This window comes from Aeromonas sp. 96A (assembly GCF_051919165.1).
Lineage (GTDB): Bacteria > Pseudomonadota > Gammaproteobacteria > Enterobacterales > Aeromonadaceae > Aeromonas > Aeromonas veronii.
The window spans coordinates 2365001-2379384 of record NZ_JBQBFE010000001.1 but is presented as its reverse complement, the minus strand read 5'-3'; the positions used below and the strand labels follow the sequence as shown (position 1 = coordinate 2379384).

13 protein-coding genes (1 of these 13 cut by a window edge) are annotated in these 14384 nt (G+C 60.9%); 5 read left to right on the top strand and 8 right to left on the bottom strand.

Annotated elements, in window-relative coordinates:
- Positions 1-5: 5 nt before the first annotated feature.
- From pbpG to ACTG2W_RS10835, 6 genes are all read right to left on the bottom strand, one after another.
- Positions 6-833, bottom strand: coding sequence for a D-alanyl-D-alanine endopeptidase (gene pbpG, locus ACTG2W_RS10860; protein ID WP_106844190.1), 828 nt, complete (start codon positions 831-833; stop codon positions 6-8).
- 159 nt (positions 834-992) lie between these two features.
- On the bottom strand, positions 993-1658 hold the full coding sequence (locus ACTG2W_RS10855; protein ID WP_005343012.1) for a DedA family protein: 666 nt from the start codon (positions 1656-1658) through the stop codon (positions 993-995).
- An 18-nt stretch (positions 1659-1676) separates the two neighbouring features.
- Entirely contained in the window at positions 1677-2969 is a 1293-nt protein-coding gene (locus ACTG2W_RS10850; protein WP_005336050.1) for a hemolysin family protein, read from the bottom strand.
- A gap of 243 nt (positions 2970-3212) precedes the next feature.
- Positions 3213-4271, bottom strand: coding sequence for an L-asparaginase 2 (ansB, locus tag ACTG2W_RS10845; protein WP_005348754.1), 1059 nt, complete (start codon positions 4269-4271; stop codon positions 3213-3215).
- A 130-nt stretch (positions 4272-4401) separates the two neighbouring features.
- A complete protein-coding gene (locus ACTG2W_RS10840; protein ID WP_005336048.1) occupies positions 4402-4596 on the bottom strand; it encodes a heavy-metal-associated domain-containing protein in 195 nt (64 codons plus the stop codon).
- Between the two features lie 172 nt (positions 4597-4768).
- Positions 4769-5719 (bottom strand): AEC family transporter, encoded by a 951-nt coding sequence (locus ACTG2W_RS10835; protein ID WP_106844191.1) that lies wholly within the window; start codon positions 5717-5719, stop codon positions 4769-4771.
- A 137-nt stretch (positions 5720-5856) separates the two neighbouring features.
- Here ACTG2W_RS10835 and treR point away from each other — a divergent pair, with 137 nt between their 5' ends.
- The 5 genes from treR to ACTG2W_RS10810 all read left to right on the top strand — a co-directional run bounded on the left by treR (position 5857) and on the right by ACTG2W_RS10810 (position 11067).
- Complete coding sequence (treR, locus tag ACTG2W_RS10830) at positions 5857-6804, top strand: trehalose operon repressor TreR (protein WP_106844192.1); 948 nt, start codon at positions 5857-5859, stop codon at positions 6802-6804.
- A gap of 192 nt (positions 6805-6996) precedes the next feature.
- Positions 6997-8427, top strand: a complete 1431-nt coding sequence (gene treB, locus ACTG2W_RS10825) for a PTS trehalose transporter subunit IIBC (RefSeq protein WP_106844193.1) — start codon at positions 6997-6999, stop codon at positions 8425-8427.
- A 66-nt stretch (positions 8428-8493) separates the two neighbouring features.
- Positions 8494-10155 (top strand): alpha,alpha-phosphotrehalase, encoded by a 1662-nt coding sequence (treC, locus tag ACTG2W_RS10820; RefSeq protein WP_421309422.1) that lies wholly within the window; start codon positions 8494-8496, stop codon positions 10153-10155.
- Positions 10156-10158: 3 nt separating this feature from the next.
- Positions 10159-10758: a sugar O-acetyltransferase gene (locus tag ACTG2W_RS10815; RefSeq protein ID WP_421309421.1), complete on the top strand. Its 600-nt coding sequence runs from the start codon at positions 10159-10161 to the stop codon at positions 10756-10758.
- A 120-nt stretch (positions 10759-10878) separates the two neighbouring features.
- Entirely contained in the window at positions 10879-11067 is a 189-nt protein-coding gene (locus ACTG2W_RS10810; protein ID WP_005336040.1) for a hypothetical protein, read from the top strand.
- 60 nt (positions 11068-11127) lie between these two features.
- Here ACTG2W_RS10810 and rluA read toward each other — a convergent pair whose 3' ends face one another.
- Together rluA and rapA are read right to left on the bottom strand one after the other, a co-directional pair.
- A complete protein-coding gene (gene rluA, locus ACTG2W_RS10805) occupies positions 11128-11784 on the bottom strand; it encodes a bifunctional tRNA pseudouridine(32) synthase/23S rRNA pseudouridine(746) synthase RluA (RefSeq protein ID WP_069528708.1) in 657 nt (218 codons plus the stop codon).
- A 115-nt stretch (positions 11785-11899) separates the two neighbouring features.
- Positions 11900-14384, bottom strand: partial view of an RNA polymerase-associated protein RapA gene (gene rapA / locus ACTG2W_RS10800; RefSeq protein ID WP_106844196.1) — the 3' portion only. The gene runs 383 nt beyond the window's last position; the window shows 2485 of its 2868 coding nt (coding positions 384-2868); its start codon lies off the right edge, out of view; it ends in the stop codon at positions 11900-11902.

Below are 14384 nucleotides of genomic sequence, written 5' to 3'. Positions count from 1 at the left end.
TTTACTCAGCTTTTCAGCCATTTGCGAATTCGGTTGGCATCGCCGATGGGGGTGCGCTTGCCCACCGAGTTGAGCAGTACGATGGCGAGCTCGCGGCTGTCCGGTTTGGCGCGCATTACCAGACAGCGCCCCGCTTCGTCAGTGAAGCCGGTCTTGGAGAGGCGTACGTCCCAATCCGGGTTTTTCACCAGCGGGTTGGTGTTGTTGAACATCAGGCTGTAGGCGGGGGCGTTGAAGCGCATCTCCCGGTTCTCATCCTGAGTGAACTGACGGATCAGCGGCTGACGATAGGCGGCGGCAGCCAGCTTGCCCAGATCCTGGGCGGTAGAGACGTTGCGGGTGGAGAGGCCGGTGGAGTCGTAGAAGTGGGTATTACGCATACCCAGCTGTCTGGCCTTGTTGTTCATGGCTCGCACGAAGGCGCTGCGACCGCCCGGATAGTGACGCGCCAGTGCCGAGGCCATCCGGTTTTCGGAGGACATCAGCGCCAGATGCAGGGCGTCGCGGCGGGTCACCTTGGTGCCCATGCGGATGCGGGAGTGGGTGTGTTTGACCCGATCCAGATCGTTCTTGTCGACCGTGATGGTCTGGTTGAGATTCTGTTTGGCATCCAGCACCACCAGCGCTGTCATCAGCTTGGTGAGGGAGGCGATGGGACGCACCTTGGTGGCATTCTTCTGGTAGAGCGTCTTGCCCGTTTTTACATCCACGACCAGGGCGCTGCTCGAGCGTACTTCCAGTTTGGCAGGGTTGGGTGCCGCGCTGACCGCAGGCAATCCCAACATTCCCATCAACCCGACAACCAGCGCTGCTGCGCGAATCCGACACCACATACAACCGACTCCATTCCCATCCAAAAAAAGGCGCTAGATTCACTCATTTTTACCCCGGCTTTACAAGGGCCGAGCGGGACTATTTCTGCTATTTGCGCAAAATTGGCGATCAAAAAAGCCCTCTGGCGAGGGCTTTCGGGTCGGGCGTTGGGCGAGGGGTCAATCCCGCGGCTGCGCGGCCCTGCGTTTGCTGATCCAGCGCCAGACCAGCGCCACCATGCCACCCACCAGCAGGGCCACCGGCAGATAGATGATGATGTTGAAGAACTGGGTCTGGTATTCGGCTGCCAACTTGGTGTGGCTCAGGTAGTAGCCAAACCCGACCAGCGGGCAGATCCACATGATGGAGCTGATCAGATTGACGATGAGGAAGCGCCCCTGGGGCAGCTCGGTGGCACCGACAATGTAGGGGTAGGCGGTGCGTACGAAGGCGATATAGCGCGCGGTGATCAGGGTGATGATCCCGTACTTGTCCAGCAGGTGGTAGACCTTCTGTTGGTGTCGCTCTTCCACGTGGGACATCAGCCGATGGTAGAGCTGGGTGTGGCCAAGGAAGCGCCCCTGCATGTAACCGAGCCAGGTGCCGACAAAGGTAGCCATGATCAACAGCGGGATCACCCCGAGAGACAACACATCCTGATAGATGAGTACGCCGGTGAGGATCAGCAGGCTGTCACCGGGCAGAAAGGCGGTAGGGATGAATCCGTTTTCCAGTACCAGAAACGTCAGAATCACACCACAGATCATGAAGGCCATCTTGGGATCGGAAAGTGTGTTCAGATCGTGATTCATAAAGGCGTGAGCCAGTTGGTAAAACTGCTCCATACTTGCAAACTCCGCAGGTTAGCTGGGTTGATCGGTCAAGGGCATGGCGAGCACCTTGTCGATGCGCAGGCCATCCATGTCAACAATTTCCAGTTGCCACTGTTCCAGTGTCACCAGGTCTCCGGTTTGTGGAACACGACCAAGGAGCAGCATGATAAGCCCTCCGAGGGTGTGATAGTGATGTTTTTCTTCTTCTGGCAGACGAACCAGCTCCAGACAGTCCTTTAATTCCGGCAACGGGATCAGGCCATCGAGCAGCCAGCTGCCATCGGCGCGCCGGAAGGCCCAGTTGTCCTCGCCATCCTCCTGCTGGAAATCCCCCGCCAGCGCCTCCAGCAGATCCTGCTGGGTGACCAGCCCCTGCAACTCGCCATATTCGTCAACCACCAGCGCCATCTGTTCGCTGTGGGTGCGGAAGTGGTTGAGCAGCTCGACGCCGTTGAGGGTCTCGGGCAGCAGGCTGCCCTCCTGGGTCAGGGCAGCCAGATCGATGGGCTCCCCCTTGATATAGGCGTGCAGCACCTTGCTGACATTGATGATACCCACCAATTCTGACAGGTTGCCGTCGCAGACCGGAAAATAGCTGTGGCGATACTCCACCAGCCGCTGCAGGTTGGTCTCCAGCGGCAGCGCCAGATCCAGATAGCGGATATCGCTGCGCGGCACCATCAGGGAGGAGAGGCTGCGTTCGTCGAGACGGAAGACGTTGCGCAGCATGGTGTGCTCGTGATCCTCGATCACCCCGGCTTCAGAGCCCTCCACCAGCATGGCGTGGATCTCCTCCTCGGTGACGTTGGCGCTGCCGTTCTGGTTGACCCGCAGCAGCCGCAGGCTGGCATTGGTAGAGGCCGACAGCAGCCAGACGAAGGGGCGGGTCAGGGTGGCGAGCCAGTGCATGGGGCGGGCCACCAGACAGGCGATGCGCTCGGCATTGAGCTGGCCGAGCCGCTTGGGCACCAGCTCCCCCACCACGATGGAGAGATAAGTAACCACCACCACCACTATGATGGTGGCGATCAGGCCACTGCTCTTGGCCGGGAGCCCCCACTCCTGCAACCAGAGGGAGAAGGGCTGGGCCAGCAGGGATTCGCCGTAGATACCGTTGAGCAGACCTATGCTGGTAATGCCGATTTGGACGGCAGAGAGAAAATGGGTCGGGTCTTCGCCCAGTTTGAGGGCAATGGCGGCGGAGCGGTTGCCTTCAGAGGCAAGCTTGCCGAGGCGAGCCTTGCGTGCGGTGACGATGGCGATTTCTGACATGGCGAAGACGCCATTAAGCAAAATCAATCCCAGCAGGATCAATATTTCCATACAGCAACAGCACTCCTTGAGTGGATAAGATCGCTGGCAGTGTAATGAATTTGGCGGCGATGCGCTTGTGAAAGCGGGTGATCCGGCTCGCTAATTTGATGACAGCGCTCTGGGATGGCTGAAAAAGATGGCCGGAAAAGGGAGGGATGACCCCGCCAAATGGCGTAATGGGCGAGGCAGCATTGCAGGAGGGAAAAGGGCGGGAAGTCCCGCCCTTGCAAATCACTTGTCAGACAACCGTGATCAGAACTGCTGGAACCAGCGCTGGATCTGGGCCGGATCCTTGCTCTGGGTCAGGGAGAGCATCAGCAGCACCCGCGCTTTCTGCGGGTTGAGAGTGCCGGAGGCCACGAAGCCGTACTTGGCATCATCGATCTCGGCATCCAGGGTGGTGGCGCCGGTCGGCACGCGGGCGGAGCGCACGACGCGGATGCCATCCTTGCTCGCCTTGGCCAGGGTATCGAACAGGGTGTGGTAGAGGTTACCGTTGCCCACCCCGGCGCTGACGATGCCGTCGAACTTGGCATCCACCATCGCCTTGGCCGGCAAGTCGGTGGCGTTGGCGTAGCTGTAGACGATGCCCACTTGCGGCAGCTTGTCGAGCTTGCTCACGTCAAACGGCGTTTTGCTGGTGTGCAGACGGGCCGGGCTGCGCTGATAGTCGATCTTGCCGTTGTGGATGTAACCCAGCGGGCCAAAGTTGGGGGAAGCGAAGGTCTGCACCCCGGTGGTGTTGGTCTTGGTGACGTCGCGGGCATCCAGCACGGTGTCGTTCATCGCCACCATGACGCCACGGCCCTTGGAGGCGGGGTCGGAGGCGGTCACCACGGCGTTGTAGAGGTTGAGCGGGCCATCGGCACTCATGGCGGTGGAGGGGCGCATGGCGCCGACCAGTACCACCGGCTTGTCGCTCTTGACGGTCAGATTGAGGAAGTAGGCGGTCTCTTCCATGGTGTCGGTGCCGTGGGTGATGACGATGCCATCCACGTCATCCTTGGCCAGCAGCTCGTTGACCCGTTTGGCCAGCTTGAGCCACACCTCGTCGTTCATGTCCTGGGAGCCGATCTTCACCACCTGCTCACCCTGCACGTCGGCCACGTTTTTCATCTCGGGCACGGCAGCGATCAGCGTCTCGATGGCCACCTTGCCAGCCTCGTAGTTGGACTGGGTAGCCGACTGGCCTGCCCCGGCAATGGTGCCGCCGGTTGCCAGAATATGGACGTTGGGCAGCGCCATCGCCATGGGGGAGAGGGTCAGGCCAACGACGGCGGCGAGCAGGGTCTTGCGGATCGGTAGGGTCATGCTGCAAATCCTTATGGTTGGAATAATCGCAGCAAGTTTGCCCGTTTAATAACCCGGGTCTGTGATAAAACTCACCAAAAGACAGGTGAGTACAGATTTTTAACCTGTTTTATACCTATATGGAGATAATTTAACTCGCAGAGAAACCCTTGGCTTCGATCAGGGCGATCAGTTCTGCCTTGCTCAGCTCGCTCTCGATAACGGCCTTGCTGCTGGCGAAATCGACGGTTGCGGTGATGACCGCAGGCTGGGCCAGCAGCGCTTTTTGCAGACTGGCGGCGCAGCCACCACAGGACATGCCGGACACGGTGAGTTCGATGGTCATGGGATATCTCCTCTGTTGATGGGCGCCAGCCTAAAGCTGCCGCCTCCGGCAAGGTCAAGCCTCAGTACATAAGACCCAGATAGTTCATCATGGTTGCTCCCTGCCGGTGTATGGGTGACATGCGAGCAAAGGTTCGTGGTGGCGATGAGGGTGGCAGTTTCTTCGGGCAGGGTCAGTACATCAGACCTAGGTAATTCATCAGGGTTGCCCCGAGGCTGGTAGTGACCAGCGAGCCGAGGGTGGTGGTAGCGATGATGTTCGCTGCCAGCACGCTGTCGCCCCCCATGGCGCGGGTCATCACATAGCTGGCGGCGGCAGTCGGAGTGGCGCTGATGAGGAACAGAATACCCAGCTCCAGATGGCTGAAGCCGAGCAGGGCAGCCCCAAGAGTGAACGCAGCCGGAATGAGACAGAGCCGCATGATGCTGGCCCAGCCCGCAATGGCTGCACCACCACGCAGGGCGTCGAGGCTGAGAGAGGCGCCGGTGCAGAGTAGCGCCAGCGGCAACGTCATGTTGGCGAAGTAGCTGCCGGTGGTGAGCAGCAGTTGCGGCATCTTGATACCGAGCAGGGTAAAGGGCAGCGCCGCCACAATGGCGATGATGAGCGGATTCTTGATGATGCCGAGCAGTATGGGGCGGATACCGGTGGCGCCGCCGAGACTGCGGGTGAGGGTGATCACCGCGAGAATGTTGTAGAGCACGGTCACCGCGCCGACATAGAAGGCCGCCGCCCCCAACCCTTCGTGGCCGTAGGCGTTTTGTACATAGGCGAGCCCGATAATGGCGCTGTTGCCGCGAAAGCTCCCCTGTACGAAGATGCCGCGCAGCCGCGGCTCCCCGATAAAACGCCCGGCTAGCAGCTCCAGAACCAGATAGCTGATAACGGTGGCGAGCAGGCCATAGCCGATAAACCAGAGGCTCGGCATGGTGGCGAAGTTGGTACCCAGAATACTGAGAAAGAGCAGAGCGGGCAGGGTGACCTGAAACACCAGTCGCGAGGCGGATTCGGTAAAGGGATCCGGCAGCAGCCCCAACCGCTTGAGCAAGATGCCGAGCAGCAGTACCACGCAGATGGGGCCTGTGATGGAGAGGGAGAAGAGCAGACTGGCCAGCAGATCCATGATGGGCATCCTGTGCTGTGCCCACATACCCTGACGGCGGGGCAAAAAGGGCATTCTAACGCCATGGGCTTGTATTCACAGGGGTTAATCACAACAATGTGGGCAATTCCACCGCCTAGCCTCCTGTGAGCCAATTCATGGACAAGAAACTGACCATCCTCGATATCGCCAGACTGAGTGGCGTCGGCAAGTCGACCGTCTCCCGGGTGCTCAACCAGGATCCCAAGGTGAAGCAGGAGACCCGCGAGCGGGTAGAGCAGGTCATCGCCGAGCATGGCTTCGTGCCGAGCAAATCGGCGCGGGCCATGCGCAGCCAGAGCCAGCAGGTGGTGGGGATCATCGTCTCGCGGCTCGACTCCAGCTCGGAGAATCAGGCGGTGCGCGGCATGCTGGAGACCCTCTACCAGCGCGGCTATGATGCTGTGCTGATGGAGAGCAAGTTCTCCCCCGCCAAGGTACAGGAGCATCTGGCGGTGCTGGAGCGGCGCGGGGTGGATGGCATTATCCTGTTCGCCTTCAATAACTTGGACTATGCCGCCATGGCGCCGTTGAAAGAGAAGCTGGTGCTGGTCGCTCGTGAATATCCCGGTTTCTCCTCGGTCTGCTTTGACGACGCCGGTGCGGTGCGCACCATGCTGGCGCAGCTGGCAAGCCGTGGCGCCCGCGACATCGCCTATCTGGGGGTGGATACCTCGGATCTCACCACCGGCCAGCGCCGCCTCGACGCCTATCTCGCTTACTGCGCAGAGCAAGGGTTGCACCCGCGCAGCGCCCTCGGCGATCTCAGCCTGCAGAGCGGCTACCGGCTGGCGGCCGAGCTGCTGACGCCCTCCACCCAGGCGCTGGTCTGCGCCAGCGACACCCTCGCCATCGGTGCGGCAAAATACCTGCAAGAACAAGGGCGTAGCGAGGTGCTGGTGACCGGACTTGGCAACAATCCCATGCTCAGTTTCCTCTTCCCCAACGCCCTCAGTCTCGATCTTGGCTACAAGGGGGCAGGGGAGCAGGCGGCGCGTCAGCTGCTCGGCCAGATTGAGCAGGATCAGCCTCCGTTGGTGACAATCGCCCCCTGCCGAACCCTGTGAGCCCCATCACTCCGGACTGAACAAAAAGTGCGCTTTTTGTGATGCTGGCCACGAATTGGGAACGTTCCCATTTCGATCTGGCCAGATTGTCGGCATGCTAAATGGGAACGATACCAAAAACGCTCCGGCCGACAGACTGGCTCAAAAGGGCGATACAGACCACTATTCAATGGCGTCACAGAGGGAAGACCCATGTCCAAGATCAACGCACAGCAGCTTGCCACCCTGATCGACAAGATCGGCGGTAAGGAGAACATCGCCACCGTCAGCCACTGCCTGACCCGGTTGCGCTTCGTCCTGAACGATCCGGCCAAGGCTGACAGCAAGGCTATCGAAACCATCCCGGCGGTGAAGGGAAGCTTCACCCAGGGCGGTCAGTTCCAGGTGGTGATCGGTAACGAGGTAGAGCAGTGGTACAAGGCGCTGACCGAACAGCTTGGTGTCAGCGGTAGCAGCAAGGAGACCGCCAAGCAGGCGGCGCGCCAGAACATGAACCCGCTGGAGCGGGGCATCTCCCATCTGGCGGAGATCTTCGTACCGTTGCTGCCCGCCATCATCACCGGCGGTCTGATCCTGGGCTTTCGCAACGTCATCGGCGACATCAAGATGTTTGACGATGGCACTCACACCCTCACCGAGATCAGCCAATTCTGGGCTCAGGTACACGCCTTCCTCTGGCTGTTGGGCGAGGCGATTTTCCACTTCCTGCCGGTCGGTGTTTGCTGGTCTGCAGTTAAGAAGATGGGTGGCTCCGAGATCCTCGGTATTGTGCTGGGGGTGACGCTGGTGTCACCGCAGTTGATGAACGCCTACGGCATTGGTCAGCAGACTCCCGAGGTGTGGGACTTCGGCCTGTTCGTGATCCAGAAGGTGGGTTATCAGGCCCAGGTCATTCCGGCGCTGCTGGCGGGTGTCTTCCTAGCCTGGGTTGAGACCAACCTCAAGCGGATCATTCCGGCCTATCTCTATCTGGTGATTGTGCCGTTTGTCTCGCTGCTGCTGGCAGTGATCGTGGCTCACGCCTTTATCGGCCCGTTCGGTCGCTGGATTGGTGATGGCGTCGGTTTCGCTGCCAAGGCCGCCATGACCGGCTCTTTCGCTCCCATCGGCGCTGCCCTGTTCGGTTTCCTCTATGCACCGCTGGTTATTACCGGTATCCACCACACCACCAACGCAGTGGATCTTCAGCTGATGCAGAGCATGGGCGGCACTCCGATTTGGCCGCTGATCGCCCTCTCCAACATTGCGCAGGCTTCTGCGGTCGTCGGCATCATTCTGATTAGCCGCAAGGAGAACGAACGGGAGATCTCGGTACCTGCCGCCATCTCCGCCTACCTCGGGGTGACCGAGCCGGCGATGTACGGTATCAACCTCAAGTACAAGTTCCCCATGCTGTGCGCCATGGTGGGCTCCAGCCTTGCGGCCCTTATCTGCGGTTTCGCCGGAGTGATGGCCAACGGCATCGGGGTGGGCGGCCTGCCGGGCATCCTCTCCATCCAGCCGCAATACTGGGCGGTGTTCGCCATCGCCATGCTGGTCGCCATCGTGGTGCCGGTGGTGCTGACCCTGCTGGTCTACAAGCGCCAGCAAGCCGCTGGCAAGTTGGCCCAAGCCAGCGCCTGACACTGATTATCAGGGCGACCCGCGGGTCGCCCTCTCCATTTTCTATTCGAGACAAGAGAAAGACCCATGAGCCAAACACCCTGGTGGCAGAGTGCCGTGATTTACCAGATTTACCCCAAGAGCTTTCAGGATTCCGCTGCCCGTGGCACCGGCGACCTCAAGGGGATCATGGCCCGCCTCAACTATCTCAAGACCTTGGGCGTCGATGCCCTCTGGCTGACCCCTGTCTACGTCTCCCCGCAGGTGGACAACGGCTACGATATCGCCGACTACCTTGCCATCGACCCCGCCTACGGCACCATGGCCGACTTCGAGGCGCTGCTGGCCGCCGCCCACGCGCGCGACATCCGCATCCTGATGGATATAGTGGTCAACCACACCTCCACCGAGCACGCCTGGTTCAAGTCGGCGCTGGGGGATAAAAACAGCCCCTACCGCGACTACTACATCTGGCGCGACCCGGTGGATGGCGGCGTACCCAACAACTGGCAATCCAAGTTTGGTGGCAGCGCCTGGGAGCTTGATGAGATTACCGGTCAGTATTACCTGCACCTGTTTGCCCGCGAGCAGGCGGATCTCAACTGGGAAAATCCGGCAGTGCGCGCCGAGGTCAAAAACATCATTCACTTCTGGGCGAAGAAGGGGGTGGACGGGTTCCGCCTCGACGTCATCAACCTTATCTCCAAGGATCAGGCGTTCCCGAACGACGAGATTGGCGATGGTCGCCGCTTCTATACCGACGGGCCGCGCATCCACGAATTCCTGCAGGACGTGAGCCGCGACGTCTTCGCCCCGGTGGGGGCCATGACGGTGGGAGAGATGTCCTCTACTTCGCTGGAGCATTGCCAGCGCTATGGCGCCCTCGATGGCTCCGAGCTCTCCATGGTGTTCAACTTCCACCATCTGAAGGTGGATTACCCCAACGGCGACAAGTGGACGAAAGCACCGTTCGATTTCCTCGAACTCAAGCGCATCTTCAACCACTGGCAGAGCGGCATGCACGGCAAGGGGTGGTCGGCGCTGTTCTGGTGCAACCACGATCAACCGCGCATCGTCTCCCGTTTCGGCGATGAGGGCGAGCATAGAGTCGTGGCCGCCAAGATGCTGGCCAGCACGCTGCACGGCCTGCAAGGCACCCCCTACATCTATCAGGGGGAGGAGATCGGCATGACCAACCCCGGCTATCAGCGCATCGATGACTATCAGGATGTGGAGAGCCGCAATATCTTCGCCATCAAGCAGGCGGAAGGGATGAGCGAGGGCGAGATCCTCGCCATTCTCGGCGCCAAGTCCCGCGACAACTCGCGCACTCCCATGCAGTGGAGCGCCGCCCCCAACGCCGGCTTCACCAGCGGGACGCCCTGGCTCAAGCCAGCCGCCAACTATTCCGAGATCAATGCCGAGGCGGCGCTGGCCGACCAGAACTCGGTGTTCTGGCACTATCGGGATCTCATCGCCCTTCGCAAGGCGCACCCCATCTTCACTCTGGGGGATTATCAGGAGCTGCTGACCGGGCACCCGCAGATCTGGGCCTATGCCCGTCGCGCCAACGGCCAGACCCTGCTGGTGGTGAGCAACTTCTACAGCGAGCCGGTGGAGTTTACCTTGCCTGCCGAGCTGCAAAGCGGGCAAGGTCGGCTGCTGCTCGGCAACTACCCGGATAGCTTGGCCCAACCGCAATCGGGTATGCTGCGCCCTTATGAATCCCTGATCTGGCTGATGGAGTAGGTAATGGAGAAGGTGGTGCGTGGTGCCGAGTGGCAGAAGATGGTGGCGGGGGAGCCTTATGATGCGGGCGACCCTGAGCTCAAAGCTGCGCGCGAGCGCTGCCGCAGGCTCTATCACACCTTCAACACCAGCTGGCAGGAGAAACCGGCGCGGGATGCCCTGCTCCATGAGCTGCTTGGTGGCCGCGGCCAGGAGTGCGCCATCAACCCGCCGTTCTTCTGCGACTATGGCGCCAATATCTTCGTCGGCGAGAACTTCTACGCCAACGTGGGCTGCACCATCCTCGACGTCTGCGAGGTGCACATCGGCGACAACGTGCTGGTGGCGCCCGGGGTGCAGATCTACACCGCCGCTCACCCGGTGGCGGTGGTGCCACGTATCAAGGGTGTCGAGTTCGGCAAGCCGGTGCGGATCGGTCACAACGTCTGGATTGGCGGCAGCGTCGTCATCTGCCCCGGCGTCACCATCGGTGACAACAGCGTCATCGGTGCCGGCTCGGTGGTGACCAAAGATGTGCCCGCCAATGTGGTGGCGGCTGGCAACCCTTGCAAGGTGCTTCGGCCGATGACGGCACAGGAGCTTGAAGGCGTCATCCAGCGGTGAACAGGGGCCATGAATGCTATTGTTATCTGATTGATAGAAAAGCGACTTTCAGATTGTTTTGCATTCAGTGCTTATGTTCGTGGCCGCTTGGCCGATACTGTTGAGTGCAGGAGGAACCCTATGGATATATCAAGTTCTGCAAATGCGTCGTTTGGTTCTGCTCTGATGACGGCCAGTCTGGCCAAGAAACAGCAGACCCAAGAGGGCGAAGCTGCGCTGAAGCTGCTGCAAAACGCAGCGCAATCAGCGCCGGTTGCACCGACATCGGCCAGCGCTTCTCTGGGAAGCAAGATCGATATTCGCGTCTGACCCTAATGAAAAAGCCCCCATCTCGCGATGGGGGCTTTTTTATCTCTGCGATTTGCGGGATCAGACCGGGAAAGGAGCCGGCGCCTCGAAGGTCATCCGCTCGCCACTGCGGGGGTGGCTGATGGTCAGGCTGGCCGCATGCAGGTAGAGATGGGGCGCCGCCGCCAGCGCATCCGGATGGGCGTAGAGGTTGTCACCCAGGATCGGGTGCCCCAGCTCCAGCATATGGACGCGCAGCTGGTGCGAGCGACCTGTGATGGGAGTCAGCTTGATCAGGCTGTTGCCATTTTCCACCTTCAGCTTCTGCCACAGGGTCAGAGCGTGACGCCCCTCCTCGTGATCCACCTTCTGCTTCGGGCGGTTGGGCCAGTCGACGCAGAGCGGCAGGTCAACCTGACCTGACTCTGCTTCCGGCTCACCCCACACCCAGGCGAGGTAGTGCTTCTCGGTCTCCCGCTCACGGAATTGTCGGCTCAGCTCCCGATGAGAGTTGGGATTGAGGGGAATGACAATGACGCCAGTGGTGGACATGTCGAGGCGATGAGCTGCCGCCGCCTTGGGGTGCTGTTGTTTCACCCGATGCAGGACGCTGTCTTCATTCTCGGGGCCGCGCCCGGGGACGCTTAGCAGGCCAGTGGGCTTGTTGACCACCATGATGTCCTTGTCCTTGAACAGGATATCGAGCCAGGGTTCCAGAGGCGGTGAGTATTCAAACATAAATGTCTCGCATCAGAAGGTGGGGGCAAGCCCCCATCAGTTATGGGTAACCACGACAAAGTGGCCTTGGGTATCCAGTTTGAGCTGGTTCTGGCCGCTGTCGGTCGGTACCTTGTCAGTTATGGGTGACCACGATAAAGCGGATGGCATCCAGCTTGAGTTGGGTCTGATCGATCAGGTGGTGCAATTCTGCCTGCAGATTGCGCAGATAATCCAGTTCGCTGTCTCGCACGTTCGGGTTGACCGCCTTGAGCGCTTCCAGACGATCCAGATCCTGCTGCAGGGTCTGCGCCATCTGGGCACGGGCCTTGTCGACAATCCCGGCTTTCAGCTCTTCGGCAATGGCCTGGCCCTTGCCAATCAGACCGTGGATCACCGGTTGGGACGCGGTGACCAGCTTGCTGCCGAGGTGGCGATTGACCGGAGTCAGCTGGCGGTTGAAGGCATCGAACGCCACTTTCTCACCCAGATTCTGGCCGTTCTTGTCCATCAGCAGACGGATCGGCGTCGGCGGCATGAAGCGGTAGAGCTGGGGATGGGCCGCAGACTCGGCAACGAAGATCAGCTCAAGCAGGATGGAGCCGATGGGCAGCGCCTTGTTCTTGAGCAGTGCGACCGAGGTGGCACCGATCTCGGAGCCCAGGATCAGGTCGATACCGCCGCGCATCATGGGGTGATCCCAGGAGAGCAGCGCCATGTCATCCCGCGACAGGGCAGTGTTGCGATCGAAGGTGATGGTCATGCCGTCTTGCGGCAGGCCCGGGAAGCTGGAGACCAGCATGTGATCCCCGGGGGTCAGCACCAGCGCGTTCTCGCCACGGTCATCCTGATTGACGCCGATCTCGTCGAACATCTTGAGAGCGAAGGAGATCATACCAGTGTCGTCATCTTCGGCGGCCAGCTTGTCGACCAGCTGCTGGGCGGCGGCGCCACCGCTGGAGTGGATCTCCAGCAGGCGATCGCGGCCCTGTTCCAGCCGGGCCTTGAGCGGCTCGTGCAGTTCGCGGGTCTTGACCAGCAGTGCGTCGAGGGCTGCCTGATCGCCGGTGTTGGCGGCCAGCAGCTCGAACAGCTCTTCACGTACCGCTTCGAATACCGGGCGGGCAGTCGGGCAGGTCTGCTCGAACGCGTCCAGACCATCGTGATACCAGAGCTGCAGGGCGCGCTGGGCAGTCCCTTCCAGATAGGGAACGTGGATCTCGACGGTATTCTGCTGACCGATACGATCCAGTCGGCCGATACGTTGTTCCAGCAGATCCGGGTTGAGGGGCAGATCGAACAGCACCAGATGGCTGGCAAACTGGAAGTTGCGACCCTCTGAGCCGATCTCGGAGCAGAGCAGCACCTGGGCGCCACCCTCTTGCTGGGCGAAATAGGCGGAGGCCTTGTCCCGCTCGAGGATCGACATGCCTTCGTGGAACACGGCACCACGGATCCCTTCACGGGTACGCAGCGCCTCTTCCAGTGCGATGGCGGTCGCCGCTTCGGAGCAGATCACCAGCACCTTCTGCTGGCGAGCTGAGAGCAGTAGCTCCAGCAACCATTCGACACGGGGGTCGAACTGGGTCCAGGTGGCGTTGTCGCCTTCGAACTGCTGGAAGATCTTCTCGGGGTAGAGGTAGCGCAGGGCGCGGGTCTGCAGATCGCCACCATTGCCACCCATCATGCCCATCACCTTGATGGCGGTCTTGTACTGCTCCGGCAGCGGCATGGGGTAGACGTTGAGGTGACGCTCGGGGAAGCCCTGAATATTGGCGCGGCTGTTGCGGAACAGCACCCGGCCGGTGCCATGCTGATCCAGCAGCTTGGCGACTGCCTGCTGGCGGGCAGTCGCATCGCTCAAATCCAGCCCTTCCAGCTGGCTGGCGAGGATCTGTCTGGCTTCATCGCTCAGGGTCTCGCCATCCAGCAGCTCCTGCGCTGCGCTGGCGACCTGACCATAGGCCTGCTCCTCGGCGAGGAAAGCCTCATAGTCGTAGAAACGCTCCGGGTCGAGCAGGCGCAGACGGGCAAAGTGGCTCTGGTGGCCCAGCTGATCCGGGGTAGCGGTCAGCAGCAGTACGCCCGGCACCTGTTCGGCCAGCGCTTCCACCATTTCGTAGGCGCGGCTCGGCGCCTCTTCACTCCACTCCAGATGGTGGGCTTCGTCGACAACCAGCAGATCCCACTCGGCCTCCAGCACCTGCTCGAAGCGACGACGCTTCTTGCGCAGGAAGTCGAGGCTGCAGATCACCAGCTGTTCGGTCTCGAAGGGGTTCTCCGCATCGGCAAACGCCTCGATGCAGCGCTCCTCGTCAAACAGGGAGAAGTGCAGGTTGAAGCGGCGCAGCATCTCGACCAGCCACTGGTGCTGGAGCGTTTCGGGCAGCAGGATCAGCACCCGATGGGCGCGGCCGGAGAGCAGCTGCTGATGAATGACCATGCCCGCTTCGATGGTTTTGCCCAGACCTACCTCATCGGCCAGCAGTACGCGCGGAGCGTAGCGGTGACCCACTTCATGGGCGATATAGAGCTGGTGCGGGATCAGGCTGACACGGCCACCGGCCAGACCGCGAGTCGGGTTGCGACGACGCTGGTGCTGGTTGATCAACGCCTCGTAG